Genomic DNA, 18,711 nt, shown 5'->3' on the forward strand with positions numbered 1-18,711 from the left:
CGAAGCCGCCCCGATGATGTGCAGGATGATACCTTAATTTGGATTAATGTACTAGCATATTAGTACATGCGGCGATTCAGCCCCATGATATCGAGGATTTTGGTAGCGATTTCTTCTACCGAATAGTTGGTACTGTTAAGCCACGGGATTTGGTTTTTCCGGTACAGGGCTTCAACTTCTGAGACTTCCATGCGGCACTGGCGCATCGAGGCATAGCGGCTGTTTTCACGGCGTTCTTCACGAATGGCGGCCAGGCGTTCCGGGTTTATCGTCAGGCCAAACAGCTTATGTTGCAGTGGCTTAAGCGCAGCGGGTAATACCAGGTTATCCATATCGTCTGCAATAAAGGGGTAGTTCGCCGCGCGGATGCCGAACTGCATGGCCAGGTAGAGGCTGGTCGGGGTTTTGCCGCAGCGGGATACGCCAAGCAGGATCACCTGTGCCTGATCGAGATTACGCAGGGAGATGCCGTCATCGTGAGCCAGGGTGTAATCAATGGCCGCGATACGGGCATCGTACTTGATCAGGTTTCCGGGGTTAAGACCATGGGTGCGGTGGGCAATCGGCGTGGGATCAAGCTTCAGTTCACCTTGCAGCGGGGCCACCAGGGCCTGCACGATGTCCTGACAAAAGCCTTCACTTTGCAAAATAATCTGGCGAATTTCCGGGATCACGATGGAATAGAAAACCAGCGGACGCACGCCTGATTGCTGGTAGATGGCGTCAATCTGGTCTTTCACGGCTTTCGCGCGACTTTCATTTTCCACAAACGGCAGCGTGATGCTGTTGATGGAAACCGGGAACTGCGACATGACCGCATGTCCCAGAACTTCGGCGGTAATCGCCGTACCATCAGAAATATAAAAAACGTGGCGATCGACAGCATTATCCATTTTTCTCACCCTGAATATCGGACCTAATTGACTGAAAGCATAAATTAAAAAAGTAAAATACAACAGAGAGGGAATCGTCTTAATTATAAATGAAACGGTATTTTTAATTTTAATGAAAAGTGGATTTCATTTTTTGAAAAACCGATATAAACCGAACATTTTTGTGGGAATCCATTGTAATCATTGGGTTAGCGATTGATGGGGAAGTGTCCGAAAAAATAAAAAATAAAGTTGCTTACACGATTCACCGTTTTTTTCACGAGAACAAATATGCCAGGATAAATACGCATTAAGGTGTTTCTTAATCCCGTTCAAATATCACAAAAGGATTGTTTCGATGTCCAACAATGGCTCGTCACCGCTGGTGCTTTGGTATAACCAACTCGGCATGAATGATGTAGACAGAGTTGGGGGCAAAAATGCCTCCCTGGGTGAAATGATTACCAACCTGTCCGGCATGGGTGTCTCCGTACCGAATGGGTTTGCCACTACCGCCGAAGCGTTTGACCTGTTTCTTGACCAAAGCGGTGTAAACCAGCGCATTTACGAACTGCTGGATAAAACGGATATCGATGATGTTGCTGAGCTTGCCAAAGCCGGCGCACAAATCCGCCAGTGGGTCATCGACACACCTTTCCAGCCGGAGCTGGAAAAAGCGATTCACGACGCGTATGACCAGCTTTCCTCTGACGATGCGCAGGCCTCGTTTGCGGTACGCTCTTCTGCCACCGCAGAAGATATGCCGGATGCCTCCTTCGCCGGTCAGCAGGAAACCTTCCTCAACGTGCAGGGCTACGATGCCGTGCTGGTGGCGGTGAAGCACGTGTTTGCTTCCCTGTTCAACGACCGCGCCATTTCGTATCGCGTGCATCAGGGCTATGACCACCGTGGCGTAGCGCTCTCGGCGGGCATTCAGCGCATGGTACGCTCTGATGTCGGCTCATCCGGCGTGATGTTCTCCATTGATACCGAATCCGGCTTCGACCAGGTGGTGTTTATCACCTCTGCGTGGGGTCTGGGTGAAATGGTGGTGCAGGGTGCGGTTAACCCGGACGAATTCTACGTGCACAAACCAACGCTTGCGGCAAACCGTCCGTCTATCGTGCGCCGTACCATGGGGTCGAAAAAGATCCGCATGATTTACGCCCCGACTCAGGAGCACGGCAAGCAGGTTAAAATTGAAGACGTGCCGCAGGAACAGCGCGACCGCTTCTCCCTGACCGATGCCGAAGTGCAGGAACTGGCAAAACAGGCTGTGCAGATTGAGAAACACTATGGCCGCCCGATGGATATCGAGTGGGCCAAAGACGGTAACACCGGCAAGCTGTTTATCGTGCAGGCGCGCCCTGAAACCGTTCGTTCTCGCGGTCAGGTAATGGAGCGTTACACGCTTCATGCGCAGGGCAAAGTGATTGCGGAAGGTCGTGCCATCGGTCACCGCATTGGTGCGGGCCCGGTGAAAGTTATCCAGGACATCAGCGAGATGAACCGCATTCAGCCGGGCGACGTGCTCGTCACCGACATGACCGACCCGGACTGGGAACCGATCATGAAGAAGGCTGCGGCGATTGTTACCAACCGTGGTGGCCGTACCTGCCATGCGGCGATCATCGCCCGTGAACTGGGTATCCCGGCGGTGGTTGGCTGTGGAGATGCGACCGAACGCATGAAGGATGACGAAAACGTGACCGTCTCCTGTGCGGAAGGCGATACCGGTTATGTCTACGCCGAACTACTGGACTTCAGCGTGAAAAGCTCCAGCGTGGATACCATGCCGGATCTGCCGCTGAAGATCATGATGAACGTGGGTAACCCGGACAGGGCGTTTGACTTCGCCTGCCTGCCAAACGAAGGGGTTGGCCTGGCGCGTCTGGAATTTATCATCAACCGTATGATTGGCGTGCACCCGCGTGCACTGCTGGAGTTCGACGATCAGGACGCGAAACTGCAAAACGAAATTCGCGAAATGATGAAAGGCTACGACTCGCCGAAAGAGTTTTACGTCGGCCGTCTGACCGAAGGGATCGCGACGCTGGGTGCGGCGTTCTACCCGAAACGCGTTATCGTGCGTTTGTCTGACTTCAAATCTAACGAATACGCCAACCTGGTGGGGGGCGAACGTTACGAGCCAGAAGAAGAGAACCCGATGCTGGGCTTCCGTGGCGCCGGACGTTATGTGTCTGACAGCTTCCGTGACTGCTTCGCGCTGGAGTGTGATGCGGTGAAACGCGTGCGCAACGACATGGGGCTGACCAACGTTGAAATCATGATCCCGTTTGTTCGTACCGTGGCGCAGGCCAAAGCGGTAGTTGAGGAACTGGCGCGTCAGGGTCTGAAGCGTGGTGAAAACGGCCTGAAGCTCATCATGATGTGCGAAATTCCGTCCAACGCCCTGCTGGCAGAGCAGTTCCTGGAATACTTCGACGGCTTCTCTATCGGTTCAAACGACATGACACAGCTGACGCTGGGTCTGGATCGCGATTCTGGCGTGGTTTCCGAGCTGTTCGATGAGCGTAATGACGCGGTAAAAGCGCTGCTGTCAATGTCCATCAAAGCGGCGAAGAAACAGGGTAAATACGTCGGGATTTGTGGTCAGGGTCCATCCGACCACGAAGACTTTGCCGCCTGGCTGATGGAAGAGGGGATCGATAGCCTCTCCCTGAACCCTGACACCGTGGTGCAAACCTGGCTGAGCCTGGCAGAACTGAAAAAGTAATGCCGTAATAGCTGTACACTGAAAAGGTGAGGATATTTATCCTCGCCTTTTTTATTTTCCCGTTGACATGCTCCCCGTCACAAATAAAGCAAAAAACCAAATATCATAATTTGTCTGTTAATTTAGACAATTGTTAGCGCGCAAAGCGTTGCTAATACTTGAGCCTTAACTGCGCATTACCCTACATGATGCGCAACTGGTTGAAATACGTTTTAACCTGATAAAAGGCCCATAAAAATGAACATCTCTCCTGTCTTACGTACGAAAGATAAAATAGGTTACGGTTTAGGTGATATGGCCAGCGCGCTGGTCTGGCAAACCGCTACCTTATTTCTTGCCTATTTTTATACGGATGTATTTGGTCTGCCGGCAGCAATAATGGGAACCATGTTTTTAGTGGTGCGCGTGGTTGATGCCTTTGTCGATCCCTGTATTGGCGCGCTGGTGGATCGCACGCAAACCCGGCATGGCCGCTTTCGCCCGTGGCTGTTATGGTTCGCTATTCCTTTTGGCGTGAGTTGCCTGATTACGTTCTATGTTCCTGATGTCGGGCCAACGGCGAAAATCATTTACGCCTGCGTGACTTACACCATCCTGAGCCTTATCTATTCGGCCATTAATGTTCCCTACTGCGCGATGCCAGGGGCGCTCACCCTTGACCCGCGTGAACGCCATTCGCTGCAATCCTGGCGCTTTGGGTTGTCCTTTATCGGCGGCCTGATTGTCACGGTAATTGCCCTGCCGCTGGTGGCAAAACTGGGTGATGGCAATGTGCAAAAAGGCTATTTCTACGCCATGAGTTTAATGGGGGTATTGGGCATCGTTTTATTCTTCTGCTGTTTCATGATGACCCGGGAGCGTTATTCTCCGCACAGCGATACTTCCGGCTCGATGCTTACCGATTTAAAACGCCTGGCGGGAAATAGCCAGTGGCGGATAGTGTTTGTGTTTAATATTTTATTACTAACCGCAGTGGTTACGCGTGGTTCGGCAACCCTGTATTACGTGAACTACGTATTGTTACGCCCGGAGCTGGTTTTCGCCTTTATTGTTTCCGGGATGGTGGCCTCCCTCAGTGGCGCATTATTGTCTGAACGGTTATTGGGTAAATTCGACCGGGTACGGGCCTATCAGTGGACGATTATCACTTTCGTTATATTTGGTGCACTAATTTTCTTCCTGCCGCCGTCGCAGGTCTGGCTGATATTCGGCCTGAACATTATCTTCAGCTTTATTCAAAACCTGACCACGCCGCTGCAATGGACCATGTTCTCTGACGTGGTGGACTACGAAGAGCATCGCAGTGGCCGTCGGCTGGATGGGCTGGTGTTCTCTACCGCGCTGTTTGCCATCAAATTTGGTCTGGCGCTGGGCGGTGCCGTGGTGGGCTGGGTACTGGGTATGGTGGACTATGCGCCGGGCCAGGCTATACAGGCTCCGCACGTGCTGAGCACCATCAACGCACTCTTTACGCTGATCCCCTGCGCGCTGTTCATTGGCATGGTCGCGCTGCTCACCGTTTACAAACTCAATAGCCGACTGGTTGACACTATTGCCCGCGAGCTTGCCAGCAAGCGCCAGGCGCGCCCGGACGAGGAAGCACTCAGCCCGGCACTTCATCATGTAATCAAGGAGTAACGTATGACTGCAATCTATAAGGATGCGGGGCGTCCCGTGCACGAACGTGTGGCGGATTTACTGGCCCGTATGACGCCAGAAGAGAAATTTGCGCAGATGCACGCGTACTGGCTGATCCTCGATGAACACGGCAACCATCGCGAGCGGACGGATTTGAGTGATGAGTTTGCAGGTGTCAGCGAACAGGCTGCGCTGGGCGAGAGGCTGAAGCTGGGTGTCGGGCAGATAACCCGGCCGCTGGGGACGCATATTGTTGATGCCAGAACGGGCGTGCGGGCGGCAAACCGCTTGCAGCGAATGATGATGGAAGAGACGCGGCTCGGCATCCCGGCGCTGTTCCACGAGGAGTGCCTGGTCGGCCTGCTCTGTAAAGACGCCACGCTTTTCCCCTCATCGCTGAACTATGGTTCAGGCTGGGACCCCGCGCTCGTCAGGCGTGCCGCAGAGCACATTGGTGCCGAGGCCCGCTCGGTGGGTTGTCAGCAGGGGCTGGCACCGGTTCTTGATGTCTCACGCGATGTCCGCTGGGGGCGTACCGAAGAGACGTTTGGTGAAGACCCGTGGTTAGTCGGCGTGATGGCCAGCGCCTATGTGGAGGGATTACAGGGCGAAAAACGCGATCTGCTGGCCACCCTGAAACACTATGTTGGCCACTCTTTCAGTGAAGGTGCGCGTAACCATGCGCCCGTGCATCTGGGATTCAGCGAACTGAACGATACCTTCTTGCTGCCGTTCGAAATGGCGGTGAAGCTCGCTAATGCTGGGTCGGTGATGCCTGCTTATCACGATATCGACAACCAGCCTGGCCACAGCGACAGCTTCCTGCTGACCACAGTGCTGCGTGAGCAGTGGGGTTTTGACGGTATTATCGTTGCCGATTACGGTGGCGTGAGTCTTCTGCATCAGCACCACGGTATTTCGCATGACGCCGCTGAATCGGCGGCGCTGGCGTTTAATGCCGGGCTGGACGTTGAGCTGCCAAAAGATGACTGCGCGCGCCATCTGGCACAGGCGGTTGAACGTGGGCTTATCACCATGGCGAAAGTGGATGAGATCGTGGGCCGCGTACTGACTGAGAAATTCCGTCTTGGGCTGTTTGAAAAACCTTATGCCGATGAAAACGCCATTGATCTGCAAAATGACGCCACCCGGCAGGTGGCGCGTGAGGTAGCAACCCGCTCGCTAACCCTGCTTGAGAATAACGGCATCCTGCCGCTAAGCGGAAAACCGCGTGTGGCGGTTGTGGGGCCAACGGCGGACGATCCGCTGGCATTGCTGAGTGGCTATAGCTTCCCGGTGCATTTAATCATCAGCGATATGGTGGATGAAACCTCGCAGGTGACGACACCGCGCGCGGCGCTTGAGCACTACCTGGGGGCATCGCAGGTGCGTTATGCCAAAGGTTGTCACATCATCGAAAAACGGATGGCGGGCGCGCCGGTTTTCCCGGGGGACAGCGGCGGAAAACCGATGCAGCAATCCCCGGTTTCACACAGTACCGCCTTGATCCCCGAGGCCGTACGCGCGGCACAGGAGAGTGACGTGGTGGTGGCCTGCGTCGGGGATCTTGCCGGGTTGTTCCAGAGCGGAACCGTCGGAGAAGGTTCCGACACGGACTCCCTGAACCTGCCTGGCGTGCAACAGCAATTGCTGGAAGCGCTTGTCGCAACAGGTAAATCGGTGGTGGTGGTGATGACCGGGGGAAGGCCGTACAGCCTGCAAGGCCTGGAGGACAAGGTCGCGGCATTTATGGTCGCCTGGGCACCCGGCCAGGAAGGCGGCTGGGCAATTGCCGATGTGCTGACCGGCCGCGCAGAACCGCAGGGCAGGCTGGTGGTCAGCGTGCCGAAAAGCGCGGGGGCGATGCCCTATTACTACAACCACAAACTCAAAAGTGGCGGCACGCCGTTTGCGTTTCATTTTGGCTCGCGTTATCCCTTTGGGTTTGGTCTGGGCTGGAGCGACTTTGGCTTAAGCAACCCGATACTGGCATCTGAGCGGATTGATATTACAGGGGAAGTGGCCCTGAGTATTGATGTGACCAACCGCGGCGAACGCAGCGGCAGCGAAGTGGTGCAGGTCTATGTACGCGATAAAGTGGCAAGCCAGGTGCGCCCGTTGCAGGAGCTGAAAGCCTTCCAGCGGGTGACGCTCTTACCCGGAGAGACAACCCGGCTGACCTTCACGTTGCCGGTCGATATGTTCAACTTTACCCGCCGCGACGGTAAGCGAATTGTCGAGCCGGGCGAATTTGAGCTACAGATTGGCACGTCGTCGGCAGATATTCGCGAGATGGTCACGGTGAATGTTACCGGTGAGACACGTGTATTGCCTGCCGACTGGCGGATGCTCAGTCAATGTGAGACGAAGAGCGTCTGAGAAGGATAAAAAAAAGCCCATCGTGGGAGATGGGCAAAGACTACACACAGCAATTCGTTGTTTCACTCAGGGGATTTCCATGCTTATAAATCAAGGTGTTGATTTATAACCGTGAGCTAATAGTAGGCATTGAGGTTTTTTGCGTCGATCAGATTCGTCTCAATAGTTAAAGAGACGTAAAGATTTTTTGAGGTGAATGACAGAGTTACAGGCGATGTGGCGGGTCTGACCAGTGAAATGATTAACGATGTTTAAGTATTGCGAGGAAATCAGGCCGGGTAAGCGCAGCGCCACCCGGCGATACCGTTACTGCTTGTTCTTGTCTTCCAGCTCTTCCAGTTCGCTGAGGATCACATCGGGGTCGGTGCCTGGTGGTGGTACTTCATGCACCCAGGCAGAGAACAGACGCCAGGTGACGGCGAGCAGCACCGGGCCGATAAACAGGCCAATCATGCCGAATGCAATCAACCCGCCGATAACGCCAGACAGGATCAGAATCAGCGGCAGATCCGCGCCCATACGAATGAGTATCGGGCGAATAACGTTATCCATCGTACCGACCACGCAGCTCCAGACCAGCAGAACGGTGCCCCAGGTGGTGTCCCCGGTCCAGTAGAGCCAGATAATGCAGGGGATCAGCACCAGCAATGGCCCCAGTTGCGCAAGGCAGGTCATTATCATGATCACGGTAAAGATAGTGGCGTATGGCACACCAGAAATCGCAAGACCGATACCGCCCAGAACGGCCTGTACCAGAGCCGTCACTACCACACCCAGCGCAACGGCGCGTACGGCCTGAGCCGCCAGCAGGATCGCCGCATCACCGCGTTTACCGGCCAGTCGGGTGGCAAAATGTCGCACACCCAGTGCGACCTGCTCACCACGCCAGTACAGCAGGGCACTGAAGGCCAGCATCAGCGTACAGTGCATCATAAAGCGACCAATGTGCGCGGCCTGGCCGACAAACCAGGTGGTCGTGGTGCCAATATAAGGACGCACTTTCGCCATCAATGCGCTGCCGCCCATCTCCAGCAGGCCGTGCCAGCCGCTGTACAGTTTTGAACCGATAACCGGAATGCTGTTCAGCCAGGCGAGATCCGGCAGCGTCATGTCGCCGGTGCTGATGGCGCGAATAACCGGGCCGCTGGTATCAACCAGGCTATTAACCAGTAAGGCAATGGGAATAATAAACAGCAGGAACAGCAGTAAGGTCATGACCAGCACGGCAAGCGCACGGCGGCCAAACAGCAGTTTCTGTAAACGCAGCAGCAGTGGCCAGGTGGCGACGACTACGGTACTGGCCCAGGCGAAGCCGAGCACAAATGGCTGAACAATCCACAGACACGCAATAATCATGATTGCCAGAAACAGCACTGACAGCAGGATTTGCGCAACATCCCTCGGCTGACGAAGATTGACCATAAATGAAACTTTCCTTTGATGAACACCAGCGAGGCTGGCGAGAACATGAAACCGCGTCATTCTAATCATTAGTGATTTCAGCGATTTTTAACAGGCAGATTCTGCATGTAATTCAGCTGAGCGTATAAGAAAAAAATGTGATAAAACTTTCACGACACAACGCAAACGATTTCACACCTCTAATTAGGGTCGACCGTAATGATCCCACAGATTTCTCAGGCACCTGGCGTCGTTCAGCTGGTGCTGAATTTTTTGCAGGCACTGGAGCAACAGGGTTTTACAGGTGATACCGCCACAAATTATGCCGACAGGCTAACGATGGCGACCGATAACAGTATCTACCAGCTTCTTCCCGATGCAGTCGTCTTTCCCCGCTCGACGGCAGATGTGGCATTAATTTCCCGTCTGGCGGCGCAGGAACGTTTTACGTCCCTGGTGTTCACCCCGCGTGGTGGCGGCACCGGCACAAACGGCCAGGCGCTTAATCAGGGCATCATCATTGATATGTCCCGCTATATGAACCGCATTATTGAAATCAACCCTGAAGAGGGCTGGGTGCGTGTTGAAGCGGGCGTTATCAAAGATCAGCTCAACCAGTTTTTAAAACCCTATGGCTACTTTTTCGCGCCAGAGCTTTCTACCAGTAACCGCGCGACCATTGGCGGGATGATCAACACCGATGCGTCCGGACAGGGGTCGCTGGTGTATGGCAAAACTTCCGATCATGTGATGGGCGTCCGCGCGATACTGCTGGGTGGCGACATCCTTGATACTCAGCCAATGCCCGTTGCGCTGGCTGAAACGCTGGGCAAAGAGAGCACCGCCAGCGGGCGAATTTATCGCACCGTACTGGAACGTTGTCGCGACAACCGTCAGCTGATCCTCGATAAATTCCCCAAACTGAACCGCTTCCTGACGGGCTACGATCTGCGTCATGTGTTTAACGATGACCTGACCCAGTTCGATCTGACCCGTATTCTGACCGGTTCGGAAGGCACCCTGGCATTTATTACTGAGGCGCGTCTGGATATCACCCGGCTGCCGAAGGTACGCCGTCTGGTCAATGTGAAATACAACTCCTTCGATTCTGCGCTGCGCAATGCGCCGTTTATGGTTGATGCGCGGGCGCTGTCGGTTGAAACCGTCGACTCCAAAGTGCTTAACCTGGCACGGGAAGACATTGTCTGGCACTCCGTGAGCGAACTGATCACCGATGTGCCGGATAAAGAGATGCTTGGCCTGAACATCGTTGAATTTGCCGGCGATGACGCCGAGCTGATTGAAAGCCAGGTGTCGATGCTCTGCCAGCGTCTGGACGAGCTTATTGCCAGAGGTGAGGGCGGGGTTATTGGCTGGCAGTTGTGTAACGACCTTTCCGGTATTGAGCGTATCTATGCGATGCGTAAAAAAGCGGTGGGGCTGTTGGGCAATGCGAAAGGTGCAGCGAAACCCATTCCGTTTGCAGAAGACACCTGCGTACCGCCGGAGCATCTGGCTGACTATATTGTTGAGTTCCGCGCCTTGCTGGACAGCCACGGGCTGAGCTATGGCATGTTTGGCCACGTGGATGCCGGGGTACTGCACGTGCGTCCGGCTCTGGATATGTGCGACCCGCAGCAGGAAATCCTGATGAAACAGATCTCCGATGACGTCGTCGCATTAACGGCAAAATATGGTGGTCTGTTGTGGGGCGAGCATGGTAAAGGCTTCCGCGCGGAATACAGCCCGGCGTTTTTCGGTGAGCAACTGTTTGGGGAACTGCGCAAAGTTAAAGCGGCGTTTGACCCGGATAACCGCCTCAACCCGGGCAAAATCTGCCCGCCAGAAGGTGTGGATGCGCCAATGCTGCGCGTGGATGCGGTGAAACGCGGCACCTATGACCGGCAAATTCCTATCGCCGTCCGCTCATCCTGGCGCGGCGCTATGGAGTGTAACGGCAACGGTCTGTGCTTTAACTTCGACGCGAAAAGCCCAATGTGTCCGTCGATGAAAATCACCAGTAACCGTATTCATTCACCAAAAGGGCGTGCAACCCTGGTGCGCGAATGGTTGCGTCTGCTGGCCGATCGCGGTGTTGATCCGCTGAAGCTGGAAAGCGAGCTGCCGGAAAAAGCGGCCAGCCTGCGTACGCTTATCGAACGTACGCGGAACAGCTGGCACGCCCGGAAAGGCGAATATGATTTCTCCCATGAAGTCAAAGAAGCCATGTCAGGCTGTCTGGCCTGTAAGGCCTGTTCGACCCAGTGCCCGATTAAAATCGACGTCCCGGAATTCCGTTCGCGTTTCCTGCAACTTTACCACACGCGCTATCTGCGCCCGGTGCGCGATCACCTGGTCGCCACGGTGGAAAGCTATGCACCGCTGATGGCGCGAGCGCCTAAGACATTCAACTTCTTTATCAATCAACCGCTGGTACGTAAGCTCTCCGAAAAACATATCGGCATGGTGGATCTGCCGTTGCTCTCGACGCCATCTTTACAGCGTCAGCTGGTGGGGCATCGTTCTGCAAACATGACCCTGGAGCAGCTTGAAGCGTTAAGCGCAGAGCAAAAAGCCAACGTGGTGCTGGTAGTGCAGGACCCGTTCACCAGCTACTACGATGCGCAGGTCGTGGCCGATTTTGTCCGTCTGGCCGAAAAAATCGGTTATCAGCCGGTGGTGCTGCCGTTCTCGCCTAACGGTAAGGCACAGCACATCAAAGGCTTCCTGAACCGCTTTGCGAAAACTGCACAGAAAACTTCGGACTTCCTCAACCGCGTTGCCACGCTGGGGATCCCGATGGTCGGCGTCGACCCGGCGCTGGTGCTCTGCTATCGCGATGAGTACAAGCTGACGCTTGGCGAAAAGCGTGGGGATTTCCACGTCATGCTGGTGCACGAATGGCTGCCCGCGGCGCTGCAAAAAACCGCGACCAAAGAGGTGAGCGGTGAGTCCTGGTATCTGTTTGGACACTGTACTGAGGTAACGGCCCTGCCAGGGGCACCTGGACAATGGGCCTCTATTTTTGCCCGCTTCGGTGCGAAGCTCGAGAGCGTCAGCGTGGGGTGTTGCGGCATGGCGGGAACCTACGGACATGAAGTTAAAAATCATGAGAACTCGCTTGGGATCTACGAGTTGTCATGGCATCAGGCCATGCAGCGTTTACCGCGCAACCGCTGTCTGGCGACAGGTTACTCCTGCCGCAGCCAGGTGAAACGCGTTGAAGGTAACGGTGTACGCCATCCATTGCAGGCTTTACTGGAGATTATGGGATGATCTGGAAACGAGCAGTGACGCTTCAGGCGCTCAATGCCATGGGAGAAGGGAATATGGTGGGCTTGCTGGATATCCAGTTTACCCACATTGGTGAAGATTCGCTGGAAGCGACCATGCCTGTCGATAGCCGCACGCATCAGCCGTTTGGTCTTTTGCACGGCGGTGCGTCGGTGGTGCTGGCTGAAACGCTTGGCTCAGTCGCAGGCTATTTGTGTACTGAAGGGGAACACAAAGTGGTAGGGCTGGAAGTGAACGCCAACCATATTCGCTCTGTTCGCAGTGGGCGTGTACGCGGTATCTGCCGCGCATTGCACGCAGGTAGCCGTCATCAGGTGTGGCAGATTGATATTCTGGACGAGCAGGACCGTCTGTGCTGCTCATCGCGTCTGACGACGGCGGTGGTGTAACGCGTTTAAACATCCAGGATGTTTTGCCTTTGGTCAAAATCTGAGCAGTAAAACGTGTTATACTGCTCAGGTTTTGTACACAAGCGAGGACGTCATGGATACCGAATTGAACCCAACCCAACTGGCAGTTGAATATTTACGTCGCGATAAGAGCAACCTGTCTCCGGCACAGTACCTTAAAAAGCTGAAACAGCTTGAGCTGGAATTTGCCGACTTACTCGCGCTCTCTTCCAGCGAGCTGAAAGAAGAGATCTATTTTGCCTGGCGGTTGGGTGTTCATGTCCATTAATTGCTGAAAAAGGGCCGCGCTTGCGGCCTTTTTTGTCTGCGGCATTCAGTACCTTGCCGGGAGTTTGTTAATTTTAATCAGCCTGCCATCTTCCATCTCCACATACCCACCCGCTTTCAGGTCGGCCAGAATGCGCATCACACCACTGCGCGAGAGCAGTGTTTTGTCCCTGATATAGCGTTCCACCGTGATGCTCCTGCGGAAACTCTCGTCTTCATTCATCAACAGCATTAGCTGCTGGCGGATCATCTCATACGCCGTCGGCGCGCCGCGGGGCATGATATTGTTATAAAGCCGGTTATACATAAACATCAGGTGTTTTGAGATAAGCCCCCACAGCGCTTTGTCTTTGATAATCTCGTTGAGCTGCTCAGTGGGCAGTGTGCCGATAAGACAGGGAGTGACGGTTTTAAGATAATCATCAAAGAAAACATCTGCGAGATTGGCAACGCCCAGGACGGCCGGGCTTTTCGCCGTTGAAAGCAGCATATTGTCGCTTCTGCGGTAGATGGCGACAGTCCCTTCTATCACCAGATAACACATGCCCTGATGGTTTACCTGAAGATCCAGTTGCTCACCACGGCCCGTTTTCCGCGTGACAGAGTAGGGTTGTAAATGGGTAATAAGCTCTTGTGCATAGGGCGAGCCACGATGAGATGAGCCTGAAACAAACATGACGGATAACCTTTAAGAAAGCCCATCTGATTATAGTGTCAGTCCTGGCCCCGGGTATCCCGGGTTGAGTTGAATCGCCATACTCTCGCTAAACAGCTGCAAACCTGGCTATTGCGTGAGTGAGAGGCCCGCCGGGCGGGCCTCTCTATGGTCAGACATTCACGGCACTGATCAGGCGCGTTTTCATCGTCTGATACGCAGAAGCAGCAAAATCTTCCGCCCAGTGTTGGTCCTCAATGGCCTCAACCTGCACCGCGCAATATTTCGTTTCCGGCGTTTTGGATACCGGGTCGAGATTATCCTGCGTCAGTTCGTTACAGGCGCCAATCCACCACTGATAGGTCATGTAGACCGCACCGGCATTGATGCGCTCGCTGATGCTGGCGCGGGTAATCACTTTCCCCCTGCGCGAGCGAACCCAGACCAGTTGGCCATCGCGGATGCCCAGCGCGTTGGCGTCTGCCGGGTTTAACTGCACGCGGCCAGGTTCGTCGGCCAGGCTTTGCAGTGCCGCACAGTTCCCGGTCATTGAGCGACAGGAGTAGTGGCCAACCTCCCTTACCGTGCAGAGCACCAGGGGATATTCCGCATCAGGAATTTCGGCCGGACGACGCCACGCAGTCGCGAAAAGTTGCCCCTTGCCGGTTGAGGTGTCGAACTGATTATCTTTGTACAGGTAAGGCGTGCCAGGGTGTTCCAGCGTTGTACACGGCCACTGGACATGACCCATCTCGCCCATTTTTTCATAAGTCACACCATAGAACAGCGGACACAGTTCGCGCATCTCATCCCAGATCTGCTGGTCAGAGGTATAGTGCATCGGGTAGCCCATTTCTGTTGCCAGCAGGCTGATGATTTCCCAGTCGCGTTTCACGTTGCCGCGGGCTTCTATGGCTTTGCCGAATCGCTGGAAGCCGCGATCGGCACAGGTAAAGACGCCACCATGTTCGCCCCAGGAGGTCGCCGGAAGCAGCACGTCAGCCACTTCGGCGGTTTTGGTCATGAAAATGTCCTGCACCACCACAAAATCCAGCGCCTCGAATCCGCGGCGCACCAGGCCAAGATCGGCCTCTGTCTGGAGCGGGTCTTCCCCCATGATGTAATAAGCCTTGATCTTGCCTTCCAGCGCGAGATGCGGGACTTCTGTGATGCGTGTCCCCACCCGGTCGTCCATCTGGTTGACATCGATGTGCCAGGCATCGGCAAATTTTTGCCGGACCACCGTATCGGTGACATCCTGATACCCGGGGAACATGTTAGGCAGCACGCCCATATCGCACGCGCCCTGAACATTATTCTGCCCGCGCACCGGGCCGACCCCGACCGCCGGACGCCCCAGATTGCCGGTCAGCAGGGCGAGGCTGGAAAGCCCTTTAACCACATCTACGGCCTGCCCGAACTGGGTGACGCCCATTCCCCACATCACGGTGGCAGACGGTGCCGCTGCAAAAGTACGCATTGCCTGGCGAACATCCCTGGCGGCAATGCCGGTCAGATGTTCGACATTCTCTGGGGCGTACTCTTTTACCGCCTCACGATAGGCATCCAGCCCTTCGGTAAAGCGCGCAACATAGTTTTTGTCGTATAACTCCTCTTCCAGCAGCACATAGCCGAAAGCGTTTACCAGCGCCATATTGCTGCCGTTTTTCAGCTGCAAATGCTGATCGGCAATGCGCGCGGTCTCGATGCGCCGCGGATCGCAGACAATAATTTTCGCGCCATTTTCACGCGCTTTGAGCACGCGTCTTGCCACAATCGGATGAGAATCGGCGCAGTTATAGCCAAAGACCAGCAGGCATTTTGAGTTTTCAATATCGTTGATGGAGTTGCTCATGGCGCCATTGCCAAGCGTCTCCTGAAGGCCTGCAACGGAAGGGCCGTGGCAGACACGCGCGCAGCAATCCACGTTGTTGGTGTTAAGCACCGCCCGGGCAAATTTTTGCATCACGTAGTTTGTTTCATTGCCTGTCCCCCTGGAGGAGCCGGTGGTCATAATCGACCGGGGGCCGAACTGCTCTTTAATGCTTTGCAGTTTGTGGGCGGTGTAGCGAATGGCTTCTTCCCAGGTGACGGGGGTGAAAGCGTCGCCTTTGCGGTAGCGGATCATCGGTTGCGTTAAACGGGGAGTCAGCAGACGGGTATCGTTGAGGAAATCCCAGCCGTAAAAGCCTTTCAGGCACAGCGTGCCCTGGTTTGTTACGCCATCGGCGGCTTCGGCACGGAGAATGCGGTTATTTTCTACGACAAGGTTTAATTTGCAGCCTGCACCACAGTATGGGCAGACACTGGCGATTTTTTTCATCAATAACAGACCTGTTAAGAAATGAAGCAAGTTGACTGGAAAACCCAGTCCCGTAGGCGAAGGTAAGCAGGAACTGTGCCAGGTTGGTTTTGCTTGTTTTACAGGGTGTTATATGCAGAGGGGGCATGTCATCGTCAGGTCGTTCGTCAGTTTTGACGATGACACGCCATGGGAGCGAATCGTCTTAGAGATCGTCCATCGTGTAACCCACCACGATTTCCAGAGTCTTACGGATCACATCCGCCTGAACCACGTCGCGGGTGGTTTCCAGCGTCTGAATGAGCCAGAGGATGATTGCTTTATTGGACAGATGCCCCTCGGAAGCCAGAACACAGCGTACTGCAGTAGAAAAAACAGCGGACTCTTCAGCAAAACGATCGCCTGCGTGACGGAAATATTCCGACAGCGCACTGTCTAAAAAAGCAGAATGGTATTCGGGTTGAAGCTGAATATTTTGTCTCATTTGTTTTCACCGTAGCTGTTAGATTGCAGTCAATGTATTTTTTTGGGATCGGACGGTTTTCCATTTCCAAATAAAGGCACTACATTGTCTCTGTTGTTAAGAGGTCCCTCTCTTTTCGTTCGTCCTTGCACGGTTCTGCGACGTGTAAAGGCGATGCTGTCTGAGCCGATTTCGGCAATCACCATCGCAAGTGTCTCCCGCCGCTGGGGATCCTTTTCATGTTGTTTCATTACCCGCAGACGCTGTAGCAATCCTTCGGTTGTCACTGGTCCCCGCTCTTTCAGAAGAGAGAGAACGGCTTCACCGATAAGCATGTCGATCAGTCGGTCTGCGTCACTGCTGTTCATCACGTTACCGTTCGAAGAGCAGACCAAGTAGCATGTGGTAATGCTCTTCCTCTTCCGGCCCGTCGGCTCGCTCAAGGCGGCTGAGCAGCTTGGTACAAAGCGATTTGCGATTAAGGTTTCGTCCGTCGCTGAGAATTTCAACAACTACCTGACCCAGCGTCTCCTGCTGGGTGGGACGCGCAGCCTTTTCAAAGTACTGTGCAATCGCTGCTGCGGAATCTGTGGCGTAACCTTCCTGCTGCATGTCTCACTCCTGTAAAATCATGTCGTCAATAACGTTACATTTAAGGTATACACAATTTCAAAATCTGTACATAAAAAATGTACAAATTTTTATGTGTTTTATAACATTTTTTAAAAAATACTTTATTTTCAATTTATTGTGTGATGTTCATGAAGCGATGATGCTACAGGATATATTGTACAAAAAGAGCGGGTACTGATAAGTTGTACAGCAGAGAAAACAGGTCTCATTAACTGCCGTAAATGGTTGAGATGTAAATTATTTGTTAAGCAATTAATGTGCTATAAATGAAAATTACCCACGTCTTTTGTGGCCAAAACCCATACACCCCAGGAATAGCATGCTCACAACCATCATTTACCGCAGTCATATCTGTGAGGACGTTCCAGTGAAAGCGCTGGAAGCAATGGTCGCTGCTGCAAATAGTAAAAACCGGCAATCTAATGTCACGGGGATCCTGCTGTTTAACGGCACACATTTTTTCCAACTGCTTGAAGGGCCAGTGGAGCACGTTTCATCGATCTATGAGCAGATCTGTAACGACCCACGTCACCATAATGTGGTGGAGTTGATGCGCGATCACGGGCCTGTTCGGCGCTTTGGCAACGTGGGCATGGAGCTTTTCGATTTACGCCAGTTCGACAGGGATGAGGTGCTGCAGCAGGTGCTCGACAAAGGCACGACACGCTACCAGCTGACCTATAACGACCGCCCACTTCAGTTTTTCCGCACTTTTGTCGATGCCACGGAAAAAGAAAACTACTTTGAACTTCCGCCGGCGGATTCATGGGATTTTGTTCCCGAAGACACTCGCTTATCCGCGCAGCCCGGGGTGATCGCAAAGGGGGCGGATTGCAGCTTTGCGTTCCAGCCGATAGTCGATCCGTTTATGCAGCAGGTCGTTTCCTGGGAGGCGCTTATCCGCACACTTGACGGCGGCTCGCCGGAGGCCTATTTCGCCAACCTCCCGCGTGACGAAGTGTATACGTCCGATCTGCAAAGCAAGCAGGTGGCGCTTTCAATGGCCAGCGCGCTGGGATTACAGGATCAAACATTATCTCTTAACCTGCTGCCCATGACGCTGGTTAACATTCCCAACGCTGTGGATTTTCTGCTCGCGGCGATTGAAGCAAATGGGTTTGTGCCCGAGCAAATTGTGGTGGAGTTTACTGAAAGCGAAGCCATTTCCCGTTTTGATGAATTCTCGGATTCAGTCAGGCAGCTAAAAAGTGCTGGCATCAGTGTGACGATCGATCACTTTGGCGCAGGTTTTGCGGGGCTACAACTGCTGGCTCAGTTCCAGCCGGACAGAATTAAGATAAATCGCGATCTGGTCGCTAACGTGCACAAAAGCGGTCCCCGACAGGCCATCATTCAGGCGATTATCAAATGCTGTACCACACTTGAGATCCAGTTCTGCGCGGTGGGCGTGGAGAAGGCGGAAGAGTGGATGTGGCTGGAGTCTGCGGGAATTTCCCAGTTCCAGGGGCATCTCTTTGCCAGCCCCCGGCATGGCGGTATTCCGGCTATTGCGTGGCCGGAGAAAAAATTCGAATTCTGATAAAGCTGTACATAAAGCGGCGGACCTAACTGTACGAATGGTAAATTTTATACAACAATATATTCACAGGTGCAGGCAAGAGTAGCCCATTCACCTGAGTAAAATGTGGTCTTAGTTATA

General features: G+C 53.9%; 14 protein-coding genes and 1 other RNA gene. 7 read left to right on the forward strand and 8 right to left on the reverse strand.

What is annotated here, in order from left to right; all coding sequences use genetic code 11:
- Positions 1 to 59: 59 nt before the first annotated feature.
- A complete protein-coding gene (locus N1249_RS09155; protein ID WP_014069917.1) occupies positions 60 to 893 on the reverse strand; it encodes a pyruvate, water dikinase regulatory protein in 834 nt (277 codons plus the stop codon).
- A gap of 337 nt (positions 894 to 1,230) precedes the next feature.
- Between N1249_RS09155 and ppsA the strand changes: the two genes are divergently transcribed.
- The 3 genes from ppsA to N1249_RS09170 all read left to right on the forward strand — a co-directional run bounded on the left by ppsA (position 1,231) and on the right by N1249_RS09170 (position 7,626).
- Positions 1,231 to 3,609, forward strand: coding sequence for a phosphoenolpyruvate synthase (gene ppsA, locus N1249_RS09160; protein ID WP_259836981.1), 2,379 nt, complete (start codon positions 1,231 to 1,233; stop codon positions 3,607 to 3,609).
- A gap of 237 nt (positions 3,610 to 3,846) precedes the next feature.
- Entirely contained in the window at positions 3,847 to 5,247 is a 1,401-nt protein-coding gene (locus N1249_RS09165; RefSeq protein WP_259836983.1) for an MFS transporter, read from the forward strand.
- A gap of 3 nt (positions 5,248 to 5,250) precedes the next feature.
- Positions 5,251 to 7,626 carry a glycoside hydrolase family 3 N-terminal domain-containing protein gene (locus N1249_RS09170; RefSeq protein ID WP_259836990.1) on the forward strand — a complete coding sequence of 792 codons (2,376 nt, stop codon included), beginning with the start codon at positions 5,251 to 5,253 and terminating at the stop codon, positions 7,624 to 7,626.
- 5 nt (positions 7,627 to 7,631) lie between these two features.
- Here N1249_RS09170 and rprA read toward each other — a convergent pair.
- Positions 7,632 to 7,739, reverse strand: an RNA gene (gene rprA / locus N1249_RS09175) — antisense sRNA RprA.
- A 193-nt stretch (positions 7,740 to 7,932) separates the two neighbouring features.
- A complete protein-coding gene (gene ydiK / locus N1249_RS09180) occupies positions 7,933 to 9,048 on the reverse strand; it encodes an AI-2E family transporter YdiK (RefSeq protein ID WP_259836992.1) in 1,116 nt (371 codons plus the stop codon).
- A 198-nt stretch (positions 9,049 to 9,246) separates the two neighbouring features.
- Between ydiK and N1249_RS09185 the strand changes: the two genes are divergently transcribed.
- From N1249_RS09185 to N1249_RS09195, 3 genes are all read left to right on the forward strand, one after another.
- Complete coding sequence (locus tag N1249_RS09185; RefSeq protein ID WP_259836994.1) at positions 9,247 to 12,303, forward strand: FAD-binding and (Fe-S)-binding domain-containing protein; 3,057 nt, start codon at positions 9,247 to 9,249, stop codon at positions 12,301 to 12,303.
- Positions 12,300 to 12,710: a 1,4-dihydroxy-2-naphthoyl-CoA hydrolase gene (gene menI, locus N1249_RS09190; protein WP_259836996.1), complete on the forward strand. Its 411-nt coding sequence runs from the start codon at positions 12,300 to 12,302 to the stop codon at positions 12,708 to 12,710. Before N1249_RS09185 ends, menI begins: the two co-directional genes overlap by 4 nt.
- A gap of 94 nt (positions 12,711 to 12,804) precedes the next feature.
- Positions 12,805 to 12,999 (forward strand): YdiH family protein, encoded by a 195-nt coding sequence (locus N1249_RS09195; protein ID WP_014069924.1) that lies wholly within the window; start codon positions 12,805 to 12,807, stop codon positions 12,997 to 12,999.
- 45 nt (positions 13,000 to 13,044) lie between these two features.
- On the opposite strand, the gene N1249_RS09200 is transcribed toward N1249_RS09195, so the two are convergent.
- From N1249_RS09200 to ycgZ, 5 genes are all read right to left on the reverse strand, one after another.
- Positions 13,045 to 13,674, reverse strand: a complete 630-nt coding sequence (locus N1249_RS09200; RefSeq protein ID WP_259836998.1) for a winged helix-turn-helix transcriptional regulator — start codon at positions 13,672 to 13,674, stop codon at positions 13,045 to 13,047.
- A gap of 151 nt (positions 13,675 to 13,825) precedes the next feature.
- Entirely contained in the window at positions 13,826 to 15,976 is a 2,151-nt protein-coding gene (gene fdhF / locus N1249_RS09205) for a formate dehydrogenase subunit alpha (protein WP_259837002.1), read from the reverse strand.
- A 184-nt stretch (positions 15,977 to 16,160) separates the two neighbouring features.
- Positions 16,161 to 16,439, reverse strand: coding sequence for a biofilm/acid-resistance regulator YmgB/AriR (locus N1249_RS09210; protein ID WP_259837004.1), 279 nt, complete (start codon positions 16,437 to 16,439; stop codon positions 16,161 to 16,163).
- A gap of 29 nt (positions 16,440 to 16,468) precedes the next feature.
- Positions 16,469 to 16,786 carry a hypothetical protein gene (locus N1249_RS09215; RefSeq protein WP_259837006.1) on the reverse strand — a complete coding sequence of 106 codons (318 nt, stop codon included), beginning with the start codon at positions 16,784 to 16,786 and terminating at the stop codon, positions 16,469 to 16,471.
- A gap of 4 nt (positions 16,787 to 16,790) precedes the next feature.
- Positions 16,791 to 17,030, reverse strand: coding sequence for a regulatory protein YcgZ (gene ycgZ / locus N1249_RS09220; protein WP_259837008.1), 240 nt, complete (start codon positions 17,028 to 17,030; stop codon positions 16,791 to 16,793).
- A gap of 340 nt (positions 17,031 to 17,370) precedes the next feature.
- On the opposite strand from ycgZ, the gene N1249_RS09225 reads away from it, so the two are divergent.
- A complete protein-coding gene (locus N1249_RS09225) occupies positions 17,371 to 18,591 on the forward strand; it encodes a diguanylate phosphodiesterase (RefSeq protein ID WP_259837011.1) in 1,221 nt (406 codons plus the stop codon).
- Positions 18,592 to 18,711: the final 120 nt, after the last annotated feature.

Source organism: Enterobacter sp. CP102 (assembly GCF_025152625.1).
GTDB classification, from domain to species: Bacteria; Pseudomonadota; Gammaproteobacteria; order Enterobacterales; family Enterobacteriaceae; genus Enterobacter; species Enterobacter soli.

Excerpts from the sequence above, each read along its gene's own strand:
- N1249_RS09170 (WP_259836990.1), top strand. The coding sequence starts at position 5,251 with ATGACTGCAATCTATAAGGATGCGGGGCGTCCCGTGCACGAACGTGTG.
- N1249_RS09210 (WP_259837004.1), bottom strand. The coding sequence starts at position 16,439 with ATGAGACAAAATATTCAGCTTCAACCCGAATACCATTCTGCTTTTTTA.
- N1249_RS09225 (WP_259837011.1), top strand. The coding sequence starts at position 17,371 with ATGCTCACAACCATCATTTACCGCAGTCATATCTGTGAGGACGTTCCA.
- N1249_RS09195 (WP_014069924.1), top strand. The coding sequence starts at position 12,805 with ATGGATACCGAATTGAACCCAACCCAACTGGCAGTTGAATATTTACGT.
- N1249_RS09155 (WP_014069917.1), bottom strand. The coding sequence starts at position 893 with ATGGATAATGCTGTCGATCGCCACGTTTTTTATATTTCTGATGGTACG.
- fdhF (WP_259837002.1), bottom strand. The coding sequence starts at position 15,976 with ATGAAAAAAATCGCCAGTGTCTGCCCATACTGTGGTGCAGGCTGCAAA.
- N1249_RS09165 (WP_259836983.1), top strand. The coding sequence starts at position 3,847 with ATGAACATCTCTCCTGTCTTACGTACGAAAGATAAAATAGGTTACGGT.
- N1249_RS09200 (WP_259836998.1), bottom strand. The coding sequence starts at position 13,674 with ATGTTTGTTTCAGGCTCATCTCATCGTGGCTCGCCCTATGCACAAGAG.
- ydiK (WP_259836992.1), bottom strand. The coding sequence starts at position 9,048 with ATGGTCAATCTTCGTCAGCCGAGGGATGTTGCGCAAATCCTGCTGTCA.
- N1249_RS09185 (WP_259836994.1), top strand. The coding sequence starts at position 9,247 with ATGATCCCACAGATTTCTCAGGCACCTGGCGTCGTTCAGCTGGTGCTG.
- ycgZ (WP_259837008.1), bottom strand. The coding sequence starts at position 17,030 with ATGCAGCAGGAAGGTTACGCCACAGATTCCGCAGCAGCGATTGCACAG.
- N1249_RS09215 (WP_259837006.1), bottom strand. The coding sequence starts at position 16,786 with ATGAACAGCAGTGACGCAGACCGACTGATCGACATGCTTATCGGTGAA.
- menI (WP_259836996.1), top strand. The coding sequence starts at position 12,300 with ATGATCTGGAAACGAGCAGTGACGCTTCAGGCGCTCAATGCCATGGGA.
- ppsA (WP_259836981.1), top strand. The coding sequence starts at position 1,231 with ATGTCCAACAATGGCTCGTCACCGCTGGTGCTTTGGTATAACCAACTC.